General features: G+C 71.8%; 19 protein-coding genes and 1 pseudogene. 6 read left to right on the plus strand and 14 right to left on the minus strand.

Annotated features, from left to right (window positions below; all coding sequences use genetic code 11):
- Nucleotides 1–28: 28 nt before the first annotated feature.
- Nucleotides 29–1,039, plus strand: coding sequence for an alpha/beta hydrolase (locus Q0444_RS07410; RefSeq protein ID WP_291084040.1), 1,011 nt, complete (start codon nt 29–31; stop codon nt 1,037–1,039).
- On the opposite strand, the gene Q0444_RS07415 is transcribed toward Q0444_RS07410, so the two are convergent.
- Together Q0444_RS07415 and argJ are read right to left on the minus strand one after the other, a co-directional pair.
- Nucleotides 1,036–1,500, minus strand: a complete 465-nt coding sequence (locus Q0444_RS07415) for a nuclear transport factor 2 family protein (RefSeq protein WP_291084037.1) — start codon at nt 1,498–1,500, stop codon at nt 1,036–1,038. The genes Q0444_RS07410 and Q0444_RS07415 overlap by 4 nt on opposite strands.
- Complete coding sequence (gene argJ, locus Q0444_RS07420) at nt 1,497–2,708, minus strand: bifunctional glutamate N-acetyltransferase/amino-acid acetyltransferase ArgJ (protein ID WP_291084034.1); 1,212 nt, start codon at nt 2,706–2,708, stop codon at nt 1,497–1,499. Before argJ ends, Q0444_RS07415 begins: the two co-directional genes overlap by 4 nt.
- A 277-nt stretch (nt 2,709–2,985) precedes the next feature.
- On the opposite strand from argJ, the gene Q0444_RS07425 reads away from it, so the two are divergent.
- Complete coding sequence (locus tag Q0444_RS07425) at nt 2,986–3,174, plus strand: hypothetical protein (protein ID WP_291084031.1); 189 nt, start codon at nt 2,986–2,988, stop codon at nt 3,172–3,174.
- Nucleotides 3,175–3,329: 155 nt separating this feature from the next.
- Entirely contained in the window at nt 3,330–3,797 is a 468-nt protein-coding gene (locus Q0444_RS07430) for an SRPBCC family protein (protein ID WP_291084028.1), read from the plus strand.
- Between the two features lie 91 nt (nt 3,798–3,888).
- On the opposite strand, the gene Q0444_RS07435 is transcribed toward Q0444_RS07430, so the two are convergent.
- On the minus strand, nt 3,889–5,001 hold the full coding sequence (locus Q0444_RS07435; protein WP_291084025.1) for a nitronate monooxygenase family protein: 1,113 nt from the start codon (nt 4,999–5,001) through the stop codon (nt 3,889–3,891).
- A gap of 99 nt (nt 5,002–5,100) precedes the next feature.
- On the opposite strand from Q0444_RS07435, the gene Q0444_RS07440 reads away from it, so the two are divergent.
- Entirely contained in the window at nt 5,101–6,360 is a 1,260-nt protein-coding gene (locus tag Q0444_RS07440; protein ID WP_299022611.1) for a glycoside hydrolase family 3 N-terminal domain-containing protein, read from the plus strand.
- A 62-nt stretch (nt 6,361–6,422) separates the two neighbouring features.
- On the opposite strand, the pseudogene Q0444_RS07445 reads toward Q0444_RS07440, so the two are convergent.
- The 5 genes and pseudogenes from Q0444_RS07445 to Q0444_RS07465 all read right to left on the minus strand — a co-directional run.
- Nucleotides 6,423–7,028: pseudogene (locus Q0444_RS07445) on the minus strand (DNA-3-methyladenine glycosylase I); the annotation flags it as partial.
- Nucleotides 7,029–7,091: 63 nt separating this feature from the next.
- Nucleotides 7,092–7,787 carry a hypothetical protein gene (locus Q0444_RS07450; RefSeq protein ID WP_291084016.1) on the minus strand — a complete coding sequence of 232 codons (696 nt, stop codon included), beginning with the start codon at nt 7,785–7,787 and terminating at the stop codon, nt 7,092–7,094.
- Between the two features lie 11 nt (nt 7,788–7,798).
- Nucleotides 7,799–8,542, minus strand: a complete 744-nt coding sequence (locus Q0444_RS07455) for a trimeric intracellular cation channel family protein (protein ID WP_291084013.1) — start codon at nt 8,540–8,542, stop codon at nt 7,799–7,801.
- A gap of 10 nt (nt 8,543–8,552) precedes the next feature.
- Entirely contained in the window at nt 8,553–9,119 is a 567-nt protein-coding gene (locus Q0444_RS07460; protein WP_299022616.1) for a GtrA family protein, read from the minus strand.
- 17 nt (nt 9,120–9,136) lie between these two features.
- Nucleotides 9,137–10,204 carry a glutathione S-transferase family protein gene (locus tag Q0444_RS07465; protein WP_291084007.1) on the minus strand — a complete coding sequence of 356 codons (1,068 nt, stop codon included), beginning with the start codon at nt 10,202–10,204 and terminating at the stop codon, nt 9,137–9,139.
- A gap of 122 nt (nt 10,205–10,326) precedes the next feature.
- Between Q0444_RS07465 and Q0444_RS07470 the strand changes: the two genes are divergently transcribed.
- The gene (locus Q0444_RS07470) at nt 10,327–11,334 is read left to right on the plus strand and encodes a DUF2332 domain-containing protein (RefSeq protein ID WP_291084004.1); all 1,008 of its coding nucleotides are present in this window, start codon (nt 10,327–10,329) and stop codon (nt 11,332–11,334) included.
- Between the two features lie 246 nt (nt 11,335–11,580).
- On the opposite strand, the gene Q0444_RS07475 is transcribed toward Q0444_RS07470, so the two are convergent.
- The 4 genes from Q0444_RS07475 to ectA form a co-directional block, all read right to left on the minus strand.
- Nucleotides 11,581–12,414 carry a PIG-L family deacetylase gene (locus tag Q0444_RS07475; RefSeq protein WP_299022620.1) on the minus strand — a complete coding sequence of 278 codons (834 nt, stop codon included), beginning with the start codon at nt 12,412–12,414 and terminating at the stop codon, nt 11,581–11,583.
- 179 nt (nt 12,415–12,593) lie between these two features.
- Nucleotides 12,594–13,016, minus strand: coding sequence for an ectoine synthase (locus Q0444_RS07480; protein WP_291083998.1), 423 nt, complete (start codon nt 13,014–13,016; stop codon nt 12,594–12,596).
- 31 nt (nt 13,017–13,047) lie between these two features.
- Complete coding sequence (ectB, locus tag Q0444_RS07485; RefSeq protein ID WP_291083997.1) at nt 13,048–14,343, minus strand: diaminobutyrate--2-oxoglutarate transaminase; 1,296 nt, start codon at nt 14,341–14,343, stop codon at nt 13,048–13,050.
- 61 nt (nt 14,344–14,404) lie between these two features.
- Nucleotides 14,405–14,830: a diaminobutyrate acetyltransferase gene (ectA, locus tag Q0444_RS07490; RefSeq protein ID WP_291083995.1), complete on the minus strand. Its 426-nt coding sequence runs from the start codon at nt 14,828–14,830 to the stop codon at nt 14,405–14,407.
- Nucleotides 14,831–15,096: 266 nt separating this feature from the next.
- Here ectA and Q0444_RS07495 point away from each other — a divergent pair, with 266 nt between their 5' ends.
- Nucleotides 15,097–15,525: a pyridoxamine 5'-phosphate oxidase family protein gene (locus Q0444_RS07495; RefSeq protein WP_291083993.1), complete on the plus strand. Its 429-nt coding sequence runs from the start codon at nt 15,097–15,099 to the stop codon at nt 15,523–15,525.
- On the opposite strand, the gene Q0444_RS07500 is transcribed toward Q0444_RS07495, so the two are convergent.
- Both Q0444_RS07500 and arsB read right to left on the minus strand, forming a co-directional pair.
- The gene (locus Q0444_RS07500; protein ID WP_291084159.1) at nt 15,510–15,977 is read right to left on the minus strand and encodes a low molecular weight phosphatase family protein; all 468 of its coding nucleotides are present in this window, start codon (nt 15,975–15,977) and stop codon (nt 15,510–15,512) included. The two genes, Q0444_RS07495 and Q0444_RS07500, sit on opposite strands and share 16 nt — an antisense overlap.
- Nucleotides 15,977–17,143, minus strand: a complete 1,167-nt coding sequence (arsB, locus tag Q0444_RS07505) for an ACR3 family arsenite efflux transporter (RefSeq protein WP_291083991.1) — start codon at nt 17,141–17,143, stop codon at nt 15,977–15,979. The genes Q0444_RS07500 and arsB overlap by 1 nt, the downstream gene beginning before the upstream one ends.
- Nucleotides 17,144–17,262: the final 119 nt, after the last annotated feature.

Genomic DNA, 17,262 nt, shown 5'->3' on the forward strand with positions numbered 1-17,262 from the left:
GCAGCCCCCGGAGGAGGTGAGCCGCCGCATGCCCAGCCGTCGCGCGGCCCGTCCCCGTTCCGACCTCACCCGCCGCTCGGTCCTCGTCGGGCTCTCCGCGGGAGTCGGTGGCGCGGCCGGCTGGGCGCTGACCTCGGTACTGGGTCGCGGCCACGACGGGACCACCCCCCACGCGGGCCAGGACGAGGAGTCGGTCGCACCGCGACCGTACGTCCCGCCGGAGGGCGCGGTCCGGGTGCGTGAACCCCGCCGGCTCTTCTACGACGAGCCGGGCGACACCGACGGGCAGACCTTCGGCGACCTGTACGTGCCCGACTCCGCCAACCCGGCCCTGCCGGTGGTGGTGCTGATCCACGGCGGCGGGTGGAGGGACTCGCTCGGCCTGACCTACATGGAGAACCAGGCGCGCGACCTCGCCTCGTTCGACGTGGCGGTGTGGAACGTCGAGTACCGCAGGGTCGACTCCGGCGGCGGCTGGCCCACCACCGTCGCGGACGTCTGCGCGGCCGTCGACCACCTCGCCGAGGTCTCCGCACAGCTCGGGGGTCGACTCGACCTGCGGCGGGTGGTGGTGGCCGGGCACTCCGCCGGCGGCCACCTGGCCCTGTGGGTCGCCGGCCGCGCGCGGCTACCGTCCTCGCAGCCGGGCGCCCGCCCGGTGGTCCCCGTGTCCGGGTGCGTGTCCCTGGCCGGGGTCGCCGACCTGATCATGGCCGAGCGCGCGGGGGACCGCTACGTGGCGGACCTCCTCGGCGGACGCCCCGACACGCGCCGCCAGCGCTACCTCGACGCCTCCCCCGTCTCGCACCTGCCCACCGGCGTCCCGGTGGTGTGCATCCACGGCCGCGACGACACGGTGGTGCTTCCCGAGCAGTCCGAGGCCTACGTCCGCGCCGCGCGCCGGGCCGGCGACCCGGCGCGCGTCTCCCTGGTCCCCGGCGGCCACGACCCGTGGGGCGATATCTCCGGGCAGGTGTGGCACCGGACCCGCGACACCCTCCTGACCATGGCCCGCCGCAGCCCCAACCCGGCGGGCTAGGTCCGGCCGGTGTCCACCCGGATGCGCTCGAGGCGCCGGTACGAGATCAGCCACCGACCGTCCACCCGGCGGTAGCGCTCGTGGTAGTGCCCCCAGCCGTGGAGCCACCTCTCGCGGCCGTCGACCGTCCACCACAGTCGGTCCTCCATCGCCCAGATCCCGGTGGCGGTGGGCTCGCCGGTGGTCGGGTCCGGGCCCGTCAGCTCCAGCAACGGGGTGTGTCCGTGGTGGACGCTCGTCACCGGGTTCGCGCCGTCGAGCGTCTCGCGGATCGCGGCGGTGAGCGCCTCCCGGCCACGCACCTCGGCCGGGCCGCCGACGCCCGCCCAGGACTCGCTGACCACGTCCTCGGTGTGGCACGGCCCGTAGGCGTCCCACCGCCTGGTGTCCATCACGTGCAGGCGGCGGGCGAAGACCGCGCGGATCGCCTCGAGATCGGCCGCCGGGTCGGCCGCGCTCACGTCGTGTAATCCGCGTTGATCGAGATGTACTCGCGCGAGAGGTCGCAGCCGTAGACCGTGCAGGCCCCGTCGGCGGCACCGCCCTCCACGCCGAGGTCCACCGCGATGGTGACCTCCTCCGCCCGCATGATCTCGGTGAGCCGCTCGAGCTCGGCCTCGCCCGGGAACGCGGGGTAGGTCTCGAGGTCGCCGAAGACGATCCGCACCCGCTCCGGGTCGATGTCGGTGTCCTCGTGGCACTTGCCGATCGCCATGGCCACCCGGCCCCAGTTGGGATCGGCGCCGTGCACGGCGGTCTTGACCAGTGGGGAGTTGAGGATCGCCTTGGCCACCCGCTTGGCCTGCGCCCGGTCGCGCGCCCCGGTCACCTCGACGCTGAGGAGCTTGGTCGCGCCCTCGCCGTCGCGCGCGAGCTGGCGGGTCAGGTCCAGGCAGACCGCCTCCAACGCCTCGCGGAGTTCGACCTCACCGACCGGGTCGCCCGACCCGCTGGCCAGCGCGATCGCGGTGTCCGAGGTCGAGGTGTCCGTGTCGACGGAGAGGCAGTTGAAGGTCCGGTCCACCGCGGCCCTGAACGCCGCGTCCAGCACCTCCGGCTCCACGGCGGCGTCGGTGAGCAGCACGGCGATCATCGTGGCCATGTCCGGTTCGATCATCCCGACCCCCTTGGCCATGCCCACGACCCGGGCGGTGCCCCCCGTCGTCGTCGTCACCTCCACCTGGGCGGTCTTGGGGTGGGTGTCCGTGGTCATCATCGCCGCCGCCAGCGCGACCGCGTCGGCGTCGAACCGGGCGCCCGCCAACCCGTCGAGGTGCGCGCGCAGCACCGGCATGGGGTAGCGCCGACCGATCACGCCGGTGGACGCGATGAGCATGTCCTGCGGCGCCGCGCCCACGGCCCCGGCCGCGCGCTCGAGCACCTCGCGGGCGTCGGCCAGTCCCTGCTCGCCGGTGGCGACGTTGGCGTTCTTCGCCACCACCACCACGCCGCGCGCCCGCCCGGACGCCGCGTTGGCGCGGCTGAGCACGACCGACGGCCCGGCGAAGAGGGACCGGGTGAACACCGCGGACGAGGCCGGGGAGGGACCGTCGTTGACGACGACAAAGAGGTCGTCGCCCGAGTCCCGGAGGCCCGCGGCCCCCGCGTGGGCCCGGAAGCCCGCGGGCAGGGGGGTCGGTTCGGCTGCACGGTCACGGAGGGCGCTCATGGCGTCCATTGTCCCCGAGCGCCGGGGCGCGGTGGAGCGCACCCGGCACCCGAGGGTGAGCGTCTTCACAGCTGAGAAGTGCCCGCGCCGCCCACCTGGGGAGATAAGCCCGCCCCCCGGTGATCCGCCCCCGGTCCTGCCCGCTCGGGGGTGCCCGTGTCGGATCCCCGCCGTAACGTCGGGTGTCCAGTCCGGGATGTACATCACGAGTCCATCACGGACTGCCATACGAGAGGCGGCGCACCCCGGCGCCGCCCGCAACGAAAGGGGTCCCCTCATGGGTTCCATCACCGACATCGCTCTTGGCTCCGTCAACGCCACCAACGCCCTCATCGACCTCGGCTCGACCGCCGGCACCGCCGCGCTCGGCGCGGGCTCGGCTGCGGGCGACGTGTTCCAGGCCCTGCCGGCCCAGATCATCAGCATCCTCTCCAGCCTGATCAGCGGCATCAGCTCCAACGTCTGAGCCGACGCGCCTCACGGCGCACCGCCCGGTCTCGACTCCGGTCGACCCGGGTGCGCATCGACACCGGCCTCCGCCTTCGCGGGGGCCGGTGTCCGCGTCTGCGGGCGGGTCCACGGACGCGCGTGACCCGCGCCGCGTGCCGGTACCCTCGTGTCATGCAGCTCGAGCTCTCCCGGCACGTCGGCGCCGACCCGGACACCGTGTGGTCGGTCCTGACCGACATCCCCGCCGCGCCCCTCACCCTGGGCGGCGTCCTCGCGGTCGAGATCCTCACTCCCGGCCCTTACCTGCCCGGACTGCGCTGGCGCGAGACGCGGAAGATGTTCGGGATGAAGGCGACCGAGGAGATGATGGTGCTGGCCGCCGAGCCGCCGCACTCCACCACGATCGTCGCCGAGAACGGCGGGACCGAGTACCGGACCGTCTTCACCGTGACCCCGGACGCCGACGGCCCCGGGTCGACGCTACGGATGCACTTCGGCGCCGAGACCGCCCACGCGCCGGCGATCTCGCGCGTCGTCATGGCGCTGATGGGTGGCGTGGCCGAGAGGTCGACCCGCAAGACCATGGAGCGGGACCTGGCGGACATCGCGGCGGAGGCCGAGCGCCGCGCGTCCGCCTGACCCCGCCTGACCCCGCCTGACCCCGCCCGTCCGCCCGACCCCGCCCGACCGCCCGACCCCGCCCGAATCCGCTACCGCGTCCGGGACTCCGCTACCCGGATCCGGGTAGCGACGGGCGCGCCCGGGTAGCGGATCGGCTGCCGCGGTCCCACAGCTCGGCCACGATCTCCCCTGCCGGGCGCCCCGCGTACGCGTCCGACTCGCGCCACCCCGATCCGGCCCACAGCGGCGGGACCTCCACGTCACCCGCCCGCGAGGCGGCCCCACGCATCGGCCCGGTGAGAATGTGCAGGTGGGGGTAGGCCGGCGGCGCGAGAGGGTCGAACTCCGCGACGAACCCGTTGACCAGGGCGCGCGCGTAGCGGCCGGTGTAGCACCTCGTCGGCCGCGACTCGGTGAAGCGGGGATCGGCGAGCGCCGCCCGGTGCAGGGCGCTCGTTCCGGCCTCGGGGGTCCGGAGCAGGACCGTGCCGAGCTGGATCCCGTCCGCCCCCGCGGCGAGGACCGCGGCGACATCGGCCGGGGTGCTGATCCCGCCGGCGGCCACGAACTGCGCGTCCGGCAGCGCCGCCCGGACCGCCCGGACGAGCTCCACGGTGCCGATCTCGTCGGGCCGCTCGGCGACCGTGGTGGTCGAGCGGTGCCCGCCGGCCTCGGCGCTCTGCACCGAGAGCCAGTCGGCCCCCGCCTCCATCGCCCGGCGGGCATCCCCCACCCCGGCCACGGTGACGACCACCGCCGACCCCACCTCCTGCAGCGCCCGGACCACCCCTGCCCCGGGGATCCCGAAGGTGAACGACACCACCGGGACCGGGTCCTGGACCAGCGCGGCGAGGGTCGCGGCCTGGTCGAAGTCCGTGAACGCCGGAGCCTCTGCCAACGCGATCCCGAGCCTGTCGGCGACCGGGGCGATCGCGGCGGAGTAGCGATCGAGGGCGGCCACCCCGCCCGCCGCGGCGAGCGCCGCCGCGGAATCCGCGGGATCCAGGAGGAAGACGTTCACCCCGAAGGGCGCCCCGGTGACCGCGCGGACCCGGGCGATCTCCTCGCGGGTGGCGTCGGCGTCGAGGTACCCCGAGCCGATCATCCCCATTCCGCCCGCCTCGCCGACCGCGGCGATGAGCGCCGGGGTCGTGGGTCCGCCGGCCATCGGTGCCCCGATCACGGGTCGGCGCAGGCGAGACGGGAGCACACGGTCGATCATGGCTGAGACGGTACTCCCGGGTGGGATCGCCCCGAGCGGGTGAACGGTCGGCGAACTCCGTCCGCGGTCTCCGCGATGCGCCGGGCTACATTTGACCCCGTGTCCCCTCCCCTCCGGCGCCGCCTGACGGTCTCCGTCCTGGCCGCCGTGCTCGTGCTGGCGGGGTGCGGTGTCGACGACGGGGGAGACGCCACGGAGGCCGCCGCCCCCGCGGCCCCCGAGGCCCCGGCCGCCCCGGCGCTACCGTGCGAGTCGCCGCTGGACTCCCTCACCCAGCGAGAGCGGATCGCGCAGTTGTTCACCGTCGGGGTGGCCTCGATGGCCGACGCCCGACGTGCGGTCGAGGAGTTCAGGATCGGCGGGATCTTCCTCGGCGGCGCCGTGGTGGGCGAGGCGGTCTCCGGCGACGGACTGTCGCGCCTGAAGGAGGACTCCCCCCTGCCCTTGCTCGTGGCGATCGACGAGGAGGGCGGGCGCGTGTCCCGCATCTCGCCCTTCGCGGGGCCCCTCCCGTCCGCCCGCGTCATGGCCGCCACCATGAGCCCCGACGAGGTCCGCTCGGCCGCACGAACCCGCGGGGAGTTCCTCCGCGGGATGGGCGTGACCGTGGACTTCGCCCCGTCCGTCGACGTGTCCGACCAGCCCGACGGGGCGGTGATCGGCGACCGCTCCTTCTCCCCCGACCCCGTCCGCGTCGCCAGCTACGCCCGCGCGTTCGCCTCCGGGCTGCTGGACGCCGGGGTGACCCCCGTCTTCAAGCACTTCCCCGGCCACGGCCGCTCGTCCGGTGACAGCCACCACCAGTCGGTGACGGTTCCCCCGCTCGACCAACTGGTTCCGCACGACCTGAGGCCGTTCGCCGAACTCGCCCTGACCCCCGGCGCCGGGATGATGCTGGGGCACCAGCAGGTGCCCGGCCTCACCGGGGTCGACCGGCCCGCGTCCCTGTCCCCCGCCGCGTACCGCCTGCTGCGTGAGGGACGCGGATACGGCGCCCCTCCGTTCACCGGGGTGATCTTCACCGACGACCTGTCCGGGATGCGCGCGGTGACCGACAACTTCCCCCTGCCGCAGGCGGTGGCGGAGTCGCTCATCGCCGGGGCGGACTCGCCGCTGTGGATCACCACCGCCGGCATCCCCCAGGCCCTCGACGCCGTCGAGCGCGCCCTCGCCGACGGCGCTCTGAGCAGGGCGGACCTGGACCGGTCGCTCGCCCGGGTGGCGACCCTGCGCGGGATCCCGGGGTGCCTGAGCGTGCCGTCCCCCGGGCAGGTCCCGGGGGCGGGGGCGCTGGCCGCTCCGTCCCCCGCCCTCCCGCCGCGCCCCGGGCTCCCCCCGCTGCCCCGCCCGCCGGCCTGAGTCGGGGCGGGGGCGGGGGTGGGGCCGGGGGGGGGGGGGCCGCGCCCCCCCCCCCCCCCCCCCAACCCCGAACTCCCGCGTCGATGCGAGTCCATCAGGTGCGTGTCCACCACCCCGATGGCCTCCATCAGGGCGAACACGGTCACGGGCCCGACAAAGCCGAAACCTCGACGCTTGAGGTCCGCGGCCAGCGCCTCCGACTCCGGGGAACGGCTCGGCACCTCGTCCATGGTCCGCGGCTCCGGGGTCCGCTCGGGCCGATAGGACCAGACCAACTCCGCGAGCCCGCCCTCGTCCCGCAGCGCCACGGTCGCGCGGGCGTTGGCGATGGTCGCGTCGATCTTGCGCCGGTTGCGCACGATGCGGGCGTCGGCCATGAGCCGGTCGACGTCCGTGTCGCCGAAACCCGCGACCGCGTCCGGGGAGAAGCCGGAGAACGCCTCGCGGAACGCCGGGCGCTTCCGCAGGATCGTCAGCCAGCTCAGGCCCGACTGGAAACCCTCCAGCGCCAGCCTCTCGAAGATCCCGGACTCCTCGCGGACCGGCATCCCCCATTCCGTGTCGTAGTACTCCCTCAGCAGCGGGTCCCGCGCCGCCCAGGGCGGTCGCCTCACCCCGTCCTCGCACAGCACCGCGCCGCCGAGCCGATCCGGCTGGTTCTCCGCCATCTCTCCCCCTCGAGTCCGTCCGTCCACCCGGTCCCCGGTGGACGCCGTCACCCTAGGTGCGCGCTACGACATCACCCCGGTGAGCTGCGCGATCCGCACGGCCGCCAGGACGACGAGCGCCACCCCCACCACGAGGGTGAGCACCCGCCCGGCCACCTTCCCGTAGGCGAGGAACCGGTCGATCCTGCGGGTCGCGGCGACGATCCCGGAGGAGTCGACCCGGGTCAGCGCGACGATCAGTCCGACACTGGGCAGGATGGCGATGATCGCGAAGAACAGGATCTGCAGCAGCTTCGACCACCAGGGCGTCTGTGCGAACGAGATGAGCACCATGCCCGCGGCGAACGGCGCCGAGGTTGCCGACTGGATCACGCCCATCGAGACGCCGGTGGCCGCGATGCCGAACTTCTGCAGCACGCTCTGCGTCAGGGGCGCCTCGACGTTCTCCTCCCTGGCCTCGGCCGGGGTGCGCAGTCCCATCACCGTGATGACCGCGCCGACCGCCCCGAGGACGACCATCGCCCAGAGGCTGTGGAACAGGCCTCGGATGAACTCCTGGTTGTTGCCGATCACCCACACCGACACCAGGGACAGCAGGATGATCCCGCAGAACGCACCGCCGGTGAAGCGGGCGGAGCGGGGGGTGAACCCTCCCCCGCGGCCTGCGGAGGTGAGCCACAGCCCCGCGATCACGGCGAACGCCAGGAGGTTCACCGAATCGATCGCCGCGAATCCCAGCAGGCTCAGGTAATACTGCACGTCGGCCAACCCTACCGGCGCGAACCCGGGGCGCCGCCGTCGCCGCCGCCGCCCTCGTCGTCGTCGTCTCCCCTACCCGGTCGGCCGAAGACGGAGTCCTCCCGTCGCCGGCGCACGTCGATACCGCGCACGGTCCACCCCCGCATGGGAGCCGGGACCCGCCACTGCATCCGCCAGGCGAGCATCCTGAACGCGAACACGAACGTGGGGATGAGGATCGACGCCGCCGGGCCCCACAGCCCCGTGCCCACCGCCAGTGCGGTGAGGGCCGCCCCGGTGGTGGCCGGGATGACGTATAGATCGGAGCCGTTGAACACCGCCGGGATCTCGTTGGCCACCACGTCGCGCAGCAGGCCGCCGCCGACGGCCGTCGTCACCCCGAGCAGCAGCGCGGACACGATCGGCATCCCGTGGTTGAGCGCGCGGACGGTACCGAAGGTGCAGAACAGGCCGAGGCCGGCGGCGTCGAAGACGACGATGAAGAGCCGCACCCGGTGGACCAGGCTGCCGAGCAGGTAGACCGCGGCGGCGGCGAGGAACGGCGGGACCAGGTAGATCGGCTCGGACAGCGCGAGCGGCGTCACCCCGAGCAGGACGTCCCGGATGATCCCCCCGCCCAGGCCCGCGAGCAGCCCCAGCACGAGACCGCCGGTGATGTCGATGTCCTTGCGGGCGGCCAGCAGGTTCCCCGACACGGCGAAGAAGAACACGCCGATGAGGTCGAGGACCAGCAGCAGGGTCGGCGTCGACTCCACGCCCGGCCCCCTAGACCGCCGCGCCCGCGGTGGAGCGCGCGTGGTGGCGGCGCCGGACCGCGCGGAACGTCCAGAGCTTGTTGATGACGAAGTTGATCGGCATCGTCAGCACGATCGTCAGAAGCTGACTCCAGTACTCGCGGGAGTGGACCCCCGCGTCCTCGTGCCACCACGGCTCCGGCAGGTAGAGCGGGGAGGTGGGGTTGGTGAAGGCCAGCTTGATGAAGATGCCCGCCGCCGCGGCCACCGAGCCCACCACGAGGAACGGCCAGAACTCGTGCCAGAACGGTGCCTTGTGCCCCTTGCCGAACGTCCAGTGCCGGTTGAGCATGAAGTTGTAGACGTTGGCCACCAGGAACGCGACGATCCAGACCAGGGTGGTGAAGCGGAAGTTGAACTGAGTCCCGCCGATCGGGAACAGGATGTCCTGCCCGTTCTGGGTGCCGCCGTTGGCCTTGTTCATCAGGACCGTGACGATCATGTTGACGATCATCCCGGAACCGCCGACGATGCCGAACATGACGAACTGTCGGGCGCTGTTGCGGTAGCGACCGGGTTCGCTGGGGGCCGGGTTCACAACGAACCAGTCTAGGGCTAGTCCGCTCCGTGACCCGCAGGGACGCGCTCGGCGGGGTTGGCGATGGGGCCCGGCGCGGTGCCGTCACCGAACGGCCTGCCTCCCAGTTCCTCGCGGTGATGCGGGGAGAGGAGGTTGCCCATCGCCGGGCCCTTGGGCACGACCCCGGTCGGGTTGACGTCCCGGTGGACGGCGTAGTAGTGCTCCTTGATCTGCGGGAAGTCGCAGGTGTCCCCGAAGCCGGGCGTCTGGAACAGGTCGCGCAGGTAACCCCACAGCGCGGGCATCTCGGTGATCTTGCTGCGGTTGGCCTTGAAGTGGCCGTGGTACACGGGGTCGAACCGCACGAGCGTGGTGAACAGGCGGATGTCCGCGGCGGTGATCGTGTCGCCGACGAGGTAGCGACGGGTGGTCAGCCGCTCCTCCAGCCTGTCCAGCGACGCCCACAGCTCGTCGTAGGCCTTCTCGTAGGCGCCCTGGTCGGCGGCGAACCCACAGCGGTACACCCCGTTGTTGACCGTGGGGTAGATCCACGAGTCCAGCTCGTCGATCTCGGCGCGGTGCTCGTCCGGGTACAGGTCCGGCGCGCCGTCGCGGTGGAAGGCGGACCACTCGGTCAGCAGGTCGAAGTTGAGCTTCTGGTAGGCGTTGGTCACGACCGACCTCGTGGGCAGGTCCACGAGCGCGGGGACCGTGATGCCCCTCGGGTAGTCGGGGATCCGGTTGAAGTAGGCCTCCTGGAGGCGCTGCAGGCCGGTGACCGGGTCGCGGCCGTCCGGATCGAGGTCGAAGGTCCAGGAGTTGATGTCGTGGGTCGGGCCGGCCAGGCCCATCGAGATGGCGTCCTCAAGGCCCATGAGGCGGCGGACGATGATCGTGCGGCTGGCCCACGGGCAGGCGCGGGCGGCCATGAGACGGTAGCGGCCGGCCTCGACGGGCCAGCGCATCTCGCCGATCGTCCCGCCCACCGGGTCCGAGCCCGCCGGGAGCTCCGCCACCACACGGTCGTTGATGTAGGTGGCGTCCCGGACGAACTCGCCGTCCGTCGACGCGTTCTTGGCCGCGATGAAATCGGTGTCTGCCATGGGTGTCTCCTGGGGTCGTCGGCGCGCCACTTGGTTGATATATCACCAAACATACCCGGTCCCCGGGACTCCCGCCACCACTTCCGCCGTATCGCGTCCTTTCGATGTGCCACCCTTGGCTCATGGACTCCGCGCATGTCGACGACGTCCCCACCCGCTACGCCGACTTCGCCGAGTTCGAGGTCCGCGGCCGGACCCCCGTCTACCTGGCCTGGGCCCGCGGCGTCTCCCTGGACCCGGAGACGTGCGCGCTCATCGGGAGCCTGCCCCGGATCAAGCGGCAACCCGCACTGGTCTTCGCCTCCGCCCGGCACGCCGGCGCACCCGAGACGGAGGACTACGCCCGGTTCCGCGACTTCGTCCACGCCCACTGGCCCGAGATCGAGCGCATCGCGCTCTCCCACGCCACGCAGACCAACGAGGCCAAGCGGTGCGCGGTGCTCCTGCCGTTCCTGTCCCTGCTGCCCAAACCGCTCTCGCTGGTCGAGATGGGCGCCTCCGCCGGTCTGTGTCTCTATCCGGACAGGTACGCCTATCGGTACACGCTCGACGGAGGAGTGACCCGCGAACTGCGACCCGACGGCGCCGACGACCGCACCCCGGTCCTGGACTGCGCCCTCCGCGACGGCGTGCCGACGCCGCGCACCCTGCCGGAGGTGGTCCATCGCGGTGGCGTGGATCTGTCCCCGATCGACCCGGCGGACGCCGAGTCGCGGGCCTGGCTGCGCAGCCTGATCTGGCCCGGACAGCAGGCCGAGCGCGTGCCGCGCCTGGACGCCGCGCTCGACATCGCCGCCGCCGATCCTCCTCGGATCCTCGCCGGCGACCTCGTGGAGAGGGTCTCGGACGCCGTGGCCGCGTGCCCCCAGGGCTCTACGCCAGTAGTGTTCCACACGGCGGTGCTCGGCTACCTCGAGCCGCCGGCACGCGCGGAGTTCGTCCGCCGGGTCGCCCGGCTGGGCTGCGTGTGGATCTCGGTGGAGGGGGTGACCCTCCTGCCGGACGTCGCCGAGCAGGTCCCCGAGTCGATCCGGCGCCACAAGGGCATCTTCGTCGTCGCCGTCAACGGCCGGCCGCTGGCCACGGCCCACGGCCACGGAGACTGGGTCCGCGCGCTCGACCCCGAGTGATCTCCCGGCGCCCCCGACCCCTCCGGCTTGCGCTGTCCCTCCGGCTTGCGCTGTCCCTCCGGCTTGCGCTGTCCCTCCGGCTTGCGCTGCCCCTCCGGCTTGCGCTGCCCCTGTGCCCGGATTCGCGGGGCTCACGCTGCGGGTTCGGTCCTGTCCGCCAGCACACCCGGGCGGGGCGGCGGGGCGGCGGGGCGGCAGGTCGGGCGGCGCGGCGGGCCTGCAGGGCGGGCAGGACGGCGGGCCGGATCAGCCGAACGGCCACCCGTGGCGCATCGGCCCGTCCCCTCCCGGTTCGATGAGGTACTCCGTGCCGAACGCCACCGCGTAGATGTCCGGGGGGAAGGCCAACATCATGCCGATGTCGCTGGTCTGGCTGGCATGGCAGGCCATCGCGCGGCGCTTGAGCTCGACCACATCCGGGGGAAGGTCAATCGCCCACGTGATCTCGGATTCCGCGACCCCGATCGGCAGGCCGTCGTCCCCGGTGAGGATCGCCTGGCGAATCCGATCCAGGTCCAGGTCCATCCCGCCGGCCGCGAGCGACCGCAGGAACTCCGCGGCCTCGGGGCTGTCGAGCATCTCCAGCTGAGCATCCCGGTTGGTCGTGGCCTCCACCAGCCGAGGTCGCCGGGCCGCCGTCTCCACGGCGCGCCGGGCTATCCGGTGCACCGCTATGTGGTCGGGGTGGCCGTAGTTGCCGTGGTGGTCGTAACCCACCAGAACGTCGGCGTCCTCGCGATCCAGGATCCGGACGAGCCTGCCCGCCGCCTCGTCGACGTCCGCCCGATGCAGGCACAGCGGGTCGTCGTTCTGGTCCCACCCGGTCATGCCGGAGTCGCGGTAGCCCAGCCAGTCGATCCGGGCCACGCCCAGCACCGCCGCCGCCGCGCGGGCCTCCTCGCGGCGGTGCTCGACCAGGTCACCCTCGGGCCCCAGATCGTCGGGGCGCTCGCCGTGGTCGCCGTCGGTCGCGAAGACCGTGACGACCCGGTGACCGCCCCGCGCGGCGAGCGCCATCATCCCGGCGGTCTGGGAGGTCTCGTCGTCTGGGTGTGCGTGGAGAAACACGATCGTGGACACCCGGTCAGTCTGCCTTCCCGGCCGGTCCCCCGCCGACCCGGGCGGGGTGCGCTGCGAGAATGGTCCGATCCCGCAGCGTGAGCCCAGGAAAAGCGGTCAGAGGGGCAGCGCAAGCCGGGGGGAGCGGCAGCGCAAGCCGGGGGGAGGGGCAGGTTCAGGCCACCAGGGGGGCGCCGCCGCTACTTCTCGCGGATGACCGTGCCGTCGTCCTGCAGGCGCAGGAGCGGGTAGATGCCGTCCTCGTCGTGGTTCTCGTCACCCACGACCGGCGGGTTGAAGACGCAGAGCATCTGCATCTCCTCCTCTACGACCACCTGGTGCTTCTCGTGGCCGTCGAGCAGGTACATCGAGCCCGCCGCGAGCGGGTACTCCTCGCCGTTGGTGAGGTCGCGCAGCGTGCCCTTGCCGCGGGTGAGCCAGACGGCCTCGACGTGGTTGGCGTAGTGGAAGTCGTTGACCGTGCCGGCGGCGATGGTGGTCTCGTGGAACGAGAAGCCGACGCGGTCACCCGCCAGGACGATGCGCTTGGACTCCCAGTTGCCGTTGTTGCCCCTGACGTGGCGGTCGGTGTCGGTGATCTCGGCGGTGGTGCGAACGATCATGGATGCTCCTTCTGCAGGTATCGGGCGCGCGTCAGGCGTACTGCTTGGCCATGACGTGGTCCACGGCCTCGTAGCAGATCTCGATGCCGCGGTCGCGCTCGTCGTCGGACAGCGTGAGCGGGGCCAGGAACTTGACCACCTCGTCGCTCGGGCCGGCGGTCTCCACCAGCATCTTGTTGTCGAAGCAGCGGGCCATGACCTCTCCGGCCAGCTCCGGCTTCTCGAGGAAGGCGATGCCGAACGCCATGCCGCGGCCGCGCAGCTCGAGCTTGTCCTGGTACTTGTAGACCAGCGGCGAGAAGCGCTCGCGCAGGATTCGGCCGTTCTCCAGGGTGCGGTTCTGCAGCGTGTCGTCGGACCAGTACTTGCGCAGCGCCACCTCGGCGGTGACGAACGCCATGTTGTTCCCGCGGAACGTGCCGTTGTGCTCGCCCGGGGTCCATTCGTCCAGGTCGCGACGGAACAGCGTCAGCGCCAACGGCAGGCCGTAGCCGCCGATCGACTTGGAGAGCGTGACGATGTCGGGCTTGATGCCGGCGAACTCGAACGAGAAGAACTCGCCGGTGCGGCCGCAGCCCATCTGCACGTCGTCCACGATGAGCAGGATGTCGTGGCGGACGCACAGGTCGTTGAGCGCCCGGAGCCACTCGGCGCGGGCGGCGTTGATGCCGCCCTCGCCCTGGACGCACTCGACGATCACGGCCGCCGGGCGGTTCATGCCCGAGCCGGAGTCGACCAGCACGCGCTCCATCCACTGGAAGTCCTCGGTGACGCCGCCGAAGTAGTTGTCGTACGGCATCGGCGTGGCGTGGACCAGCGGGATGCCGGCGCCGGCGCGCTTCATCGAGTTGCCCGTCACCGACAGTGAGCCGAGGGTCATGCCGTGGAACGAGTTGGTGAAGTTGATGATCGCCTCGCGGCCGGTGACCTTGCGGGCCAGCTTGAGCGCCGATTCGACCGCGTTGGTACCCGTCGGCCCGGGGAACATCACCTTGTAGTCCAGCCCCCGTGGCTCGAGGACGTTCGAGGAGAACGTCTCCAGGAACGCCCGCTTGGCCACGGTGTACTTGTCCAACGAGTGGGTGACGCCGTCGCGCTGGATGTACTCGAGCAGCGCGGCCTTCATGTCGTCGTCGTTGTGTCCGTAGTTCAGCGCGCCGGCACCGCCGAAGAAGTCGAGGTACTCGTCGCCGTCGACGGTGGTGAGCGTGGTGCCCTTGGCGGTGTCGAACACCACCGGCCAGTTCCGCGAGTAGCTCCGGACCTCCGACTCGCGATCGGCGAAGATCGAGGTGTCCAGGTTGGCGGCTTGTGTGGATTCGGTCATCTCTTGAGATCACTCCATTGGATCGGGCGCGGCGCTCGACGCGCGGCGGGTCGCGGGCCCTTCAGGAAATCGTGTACAGGTGTTCCGGCTCGTGTCCTTCTCCGAGCAACTCGGATCCGAGGTAGTCCTCGCTCGACAGCGCCATGCCTCGGTCTCGGGCCACGGCGCCGAAGGTGCGCTGCGACGCCTCGTTGTCGGGGCTGATGGTGGTCCGCAGCCGGACCACGCCGCGCGCGGCGAGACGGTCCATCAGGCTGTGCAGCAACCGGGCGGCGAGTCCCTTGCCGCGCTGGTCTGCGTCGACGCCCACCTGCCACACGAAGATCGTGTCCGGCTCGGAGGGGCGGAGGAAGCCGGTGACAAAGCCGACGACCCGGTCCCCGACCTCCACCACCACGGAACTCTCCGAGAACTCCGCCCCCCACAGCACGTAGGCGTAGGGGGAGTTGAGATCGAGGACGCCGCTGTCGCGGGCGATCTCCCACATGCGGGTGCCATCAGCCGCCGTGGGCCGGCGGAAAACCGCGTCGGACGAATCAGGGGTACGGGGTGTTTCTCGTTCTCCTGGGGTCATAGTCAGATTCCACCGTAGAGAGAACGGACCGTTGATGCATCCGCCTTCGACGATCCCGCGCTCGATCCGCGACGAGTCCGCAGGTGGCTCCGCCCGAGTGAGGTGCATCACCCGGCGCGGTCGGGGGGCTGACGCCGCCATCCCTCCCGGGGGCGGCCGGCAAGTGGCAGAATCCGTGTATGGACGCCAACCCGATCACCGAATTCGACGAGTCCCGCTCCCTGGAATTGCTCGCCACCGAGTCCCTCGGCCGTCTCGTCACCGTTACCGGGGGGCGGGCCGACATCTTCCCCGTGAACTACGCCGTGTCCCCCGAGGGCAAGCTGTACTTCCGCACCGCGGAGGGGACCAAACTGGCGGGGATCACCGTCCACCCGGACGTCGTGTTCCAGGTCGATCACATCCGGGGCGGCGACGCCTGGTCGATCGTCATCCGGGGGCAGGCCCGCCGCCTCGACGGCTTCGAGGAGATCAACCAGGCCGAGGAACTGAACCTCAAGCCGTGGATCCCGACCCTCAAGTACAACTTCGTCGAGATCACCCCGGAGCGGATCTCCGGCCGGGGCTTCACCTTCGGCGAGGAGCCCGAGCGCTACACGGGGTACTGAGCGCGACCGCCCGGCTCCGCCGACAGCCGGGCCCACAGTTCGCGCACGCGGGCCGCGATGTCGTCGCGGATGAGTGCCATCCGCTCGGGCCCCTCGATCCCCTGCTCACTCGGCTCGACGGTCTCCCACACCTCGATGGGTGCGCGCATCCCGTCCACGGGCTCGAGCCGGGCCGCCGTACCGAGGACGACGACGACGTCGGCCCGCCGCATCACGTCGTCGTCGACCGGAGTGGCCACGCCACCGGCCATGTCGACCCCGATCTCGGCCAGCGACGCCACCGACTCGGAGTTCGGCCCCTTCCCCAGCGCCGGCTGCGTGCCGGCGGAATGGACTTCCACGGCCCCGTCTCCCGCCACGGCCCGGAGCAGCGCATCCGCCATCTGGGACTTCCCGCGATTGGACTTGCACACGAACAGGACGGTCGCGCGGGGCGCCTCGGGGTCCGGCATCATCGGTGCTCGGCTCCTGCCGCGCGGGCCGCGGCGGACGTGTCCTGGTGGATCGCGCCGGGGACCGTGGGGTCACCCCTGAAGAGTCGCTTTCCCGCCCACAGGCTGACGTAGACGAGGGCGATGAGCACCGGGACCTCGATGAGCGGCCCGACGACCCCGGCGAGGGCCTGTCCGGACGCGACGCCCCAGGTGCCGATGCTCACCGCGATGGCCAGCTCGAAGTTGTTGCCCGCGGCGGTGAACGCGACCGCGGTGGACTTGGCGTAGTTCAGACCGCTCGCCCGCGCGGCGAGCAGGCTCCCGCCGAACATGATGACGAAGTAGGCCAGCAGGGGAAGCGCGATCCGGGCCACATCGAGGGGGCGCTCGATGATCGCGTCGCCCTGGAACGCGAAGAGCACGACGATCGTGAACAGCAGTCCGTAGAGGGCCCACGGCCCGATCTTCGGCAGGAACGTCTCCTCGTACCACTCGCGCCCCTTGGCCTTCTCGCCGAAGTGCCGGGTGAGGAACCCCGCCAGCAGGGGGATGCCGAGGAACACCAGGACGCTCAGCGCGATCGCCCACACGGAGAAGTCAGCGCTCGTGGTCTCCAACCCCAGCCACCCCGGCAGGACCTGGAGGTAGAACCATCCGAGGCCGGCGAAGGCGATCACCTGGAAGACCGAGTTGATCGCGACGAGCACCGCCGCGGCCTCGCGGTCCCCGCAGGCGAGGTCGTTCCAGATGAAGACCATGGCGATGCAGCGGGCGAGCCCCACCACGACGAGGCCGGTCCGGTATTCGGGCAGGTCGGGAAGCATGAGCCAGGCCAGCGTGAACATCAGGGCCGGCCCGATGATCCAGTTGAGGAGCAGCGACAGCGCGAGGAGCCTGCGATCGCTCGTGACGCGGTGGGTCTCGTCGTAGCGGACCTTGGCCAGGACCGGGTACATCATGACCAGCAGGCCGAAGGCGATCGGCAGGGAGACGTCGGCCACCTTCACGGTGTCGAGGGCGTCGGCGATGCCGGGGACGAAGCGACCCAGCAGGAGCCCCGTCGCCATGGCGACGAGAATCCACACGGCGAGGTAGCGGTCGAGGAAGGACATCTGGGCGGCCACGGGCGCGCCGGGATCGGTGGTGGCGCCGGGACCGGCGGGGGCCGAGGCCTGTGTACTCATGGGCACAACCCTATTGATTGCATCGACAATCGTCAATATGTTCTGCATCGGCCCGGCTGCGCTTCTCAGAAGGGTGGGGGGTCGAGGAGTTCGTCGAGGAGGTGGCGGATTTCTTGTTC

This window comes from uncultured Dietzia sp. (genome assembly GCF_937873725.1).
In the GTDB taxonomy this organism is placed as follows: Bacteria; Actinomycetota; Actinomycetes; order Mycobacteriales; family Mycobacteriaceae; genus Dietzia.